This is a genomic window from Nonomuraea sp. NPDC051941 (assembly GCF_044593615.1).
On record NZ_JBIUCF010000138.1, the window covers coordinates 1 to 2,084 of the forward strand.

The window sequence follows — 2,084 nt, forward strand, 5'->3', positions numbered from 1 at the left end:
CATCCCCCTTCGGCCCCGAGACCGGCTGTATGCCGTGGTCACGCTGGTGCTGGCCGTGCTCCTGCTACCTGCGGCGTTCCTCCGCCGCCCCGGCCAGGCCCGCCAACAGGCCTGCCACTGGGCGTTACGGATGCGCTTCCCCGCCGAAGACCTCACCGGGCTCACCGACGGCGCCAGAGCCGCGTTCACCGCGGCCCGCACCGAGGCGCTGTGGCGTCACGGCCAGCTCCTCGGCCTCACCTCGGGCTACCGCGACCCCCTCCTCCAGCAACAGATGTTCGAGGACGAGGTACGCCGCCGCGGCTCCGCGACCCTGGCACGCATGCTCGTGCTCCCACCGGCGGAATCCAGCCACGTCAAGGGCATCGCCCTGGACGTACGCCCCCACGAAGGCGCGCGCTGGCTCGAGGACCACGGCGCCCGCTACGACCTGTACCGCATGTACGACAACGAGTGGTGGCACTTCGAACACCGCCCCGACCGCCGCGGCAGGCCACCACGACGACGGCCCCACCCCGGCGTGGGCTAGACGTACTCCAGACCCGTCAGGTTCGCTGAGATCAGGCGCCACCGGTCGCGCGGATGGTGTTGGTCAGGCTGCGGCACATGGCGTCCGAGTCGGCGATCCACAAGATCATGAACTTGTATCCCCGGGCTTCTCTGGACTCGGCGTCGGCGCAGAACTTCGGTGCCGGCGGGCCGTCGGCGCGGAAGCCGACGTCCGGGAGAAACGGCACCTGCTTCAGCAGCAGGCAGATGGCCTCCTCCGCAGCGGCTTCCAGATCCCCGCGCACCACTGCCACCAGGCCCACCGACCAACCGTAGTTCGGGTCCTGGTAGATCGACACCGCCAGGTGGTCGTTCTCGTAGGCGCAGTCCACCGCGTCGGCGGCCGCAGTCACCCGGGTGGCGAAGGTCCTGAGCCCCTGACGGAAGGAGCGCAGTTCCGCTTCGTCGGCCATCTTCTGCTCCGGGATGACATCCAGAGCCATGCCGATCAGGCCGTTCACACCGAGGCAGGGGTTCGTGGCGATCCGCTCGACTCCCTCCGGGGAGGGCAGCAACGACCGGGTGATCGGGCCTGCCGCGGGACAGAAGCCCTTCTTGGGCGGCGCCTTCGTCTGGGCTGCCTGAGGGGGTGTGTCTTGTAGAGGGAAGTCCTCACAAGCGGTGACGAAACTCAGCGCGAGGATGGCGGTCAGCAGCATGCTCAAGGGGGAGCGACGGGACATGGGAGTCCTTCCGGCACCGGAGGCAGTCCCATGGATGCTTTCTGGCGACGGCGGAAATGGCATGAGTAGCCCCTACTCATGTGCCTGTGTGCCTCGCCCACCAGGGGTCCGGGTCGTACGGCCGGCTGGTGCTGCGGCGGGCGGAGCCGTCCTCGGGCCCGAGTGGCGGGACGGCTCCGCCCGGGGCGCCTACGCCCAGGGTGAGGCGACGACCCAGCTCACGTCGTCGGCCCACGACGTCGCGCTGTCGAAGGTGTTCGATCCGCCCTCGCTGCCGATGTAGACGATGTTGTTGTAGTGACGCAGCAGGCGGTTCGGGAAGTTGAAGGAGGCCCACGAAAGGCCCTGGCCGTTCATGCCGGGCTGCGGGCAGAAGGTGGCGTCGTTGGCGAACAGGGCGCTGCCGTCGTTGGCGTTGCGGTAGAGCTGGTAGTTACGGTGCCGCAGGTAGCTGCCGGGGTAGTTCTTCGACTCGAACGACACGCAGGAGCTGTAGGCCAGGCCGCTGCGCACGATCCACGTGGCGTCGTTCTTGTCCAGGGACGAGCTGCTGGAGGTGATCACGGACGTGACGGCCTGGTCGTTCTGGTGGCGGATGTAGCGGCCGGTGCAGCAGGCCGTCGTCGCGCGCAGCGAGATCGACGTGCCGGCGGCAGGTGTCCCGCTGGGACGGGCGGCCGTCGTGTAGCCGGCGGCGACGATGTTGGCCTGCACCGCGTTCTCGGTGGCGTCCGTCGGATAGCCGGAGGTCATCACACCCTCGTAGAAGGTGCCGGCGGAGCCGTTGCTGTTGTCTCCGCCGATGCCGAGGATGATGGCCCCTTCCTTCTTCATCGGGTTGTAGCCCGCGAC

At 68.6% G+C, this 2,084-nt stretch carries 3 protein-coding genes; 1 reads left to right on the forward strand and 2 read right to left on the reverse strand.

The genetic code is table 11. The annotated features are described in order from the left end of the window. Window position 1 precedes the first annotated feature (1 nt). Window positions 2-529 carry a D,D-peptidase/D,D-carboxypeptidase VanY-N gene (gene vanY-N, locus ACIHFD_RS67795; RefSeq protein WP_397375958.1) on the forward strand — a complete coding sequence of 176 codons (528 nt, stop codon included), beginning with the start codon at window positions 2-4 and terminating at the stop codon, window positions 527-529. Between the two features lie 31 nt (window positions 530-560). On the opposite strand, the gene ACIHFD_RS67800 is transcribed toward vanY-N, so the two are convergent. Both ACIHFD_RS67800 and ACIHFD_RS67805 read right to left on the reverse strand, forming a co-directional pair. Beyond that, a complete protein-coding gene (locus ACIHFD_RS67800) occupies window positions 561-1,208 on the reverse strand; it encodes a hypothetical protein (RefSeq protein ID WP_397375959.1) in 648 nt (215 codons plus the stop codon). Between the two features lie 213 nt (window positions 1,209-1,421). Next, window positions 1,422-2,084 (reverse strand): AbfB domain-containing protein (locus ACIHFD_RS67805; RefSeq protein WP_397375960.1); only part of this gene is annotated, 663 nt, incomplete at its 5' end.

What these genes read in the sequence shown, in the direction of transcription:
- ACIHFD_RS67800 (WP_397375959.1), bottom strand. Translation starts at nt 1,208, where the DNA reads ATGCTGCTGACCGCCATCCTCGCGCTGAGTTTCGTCACCGCTTGTGAG.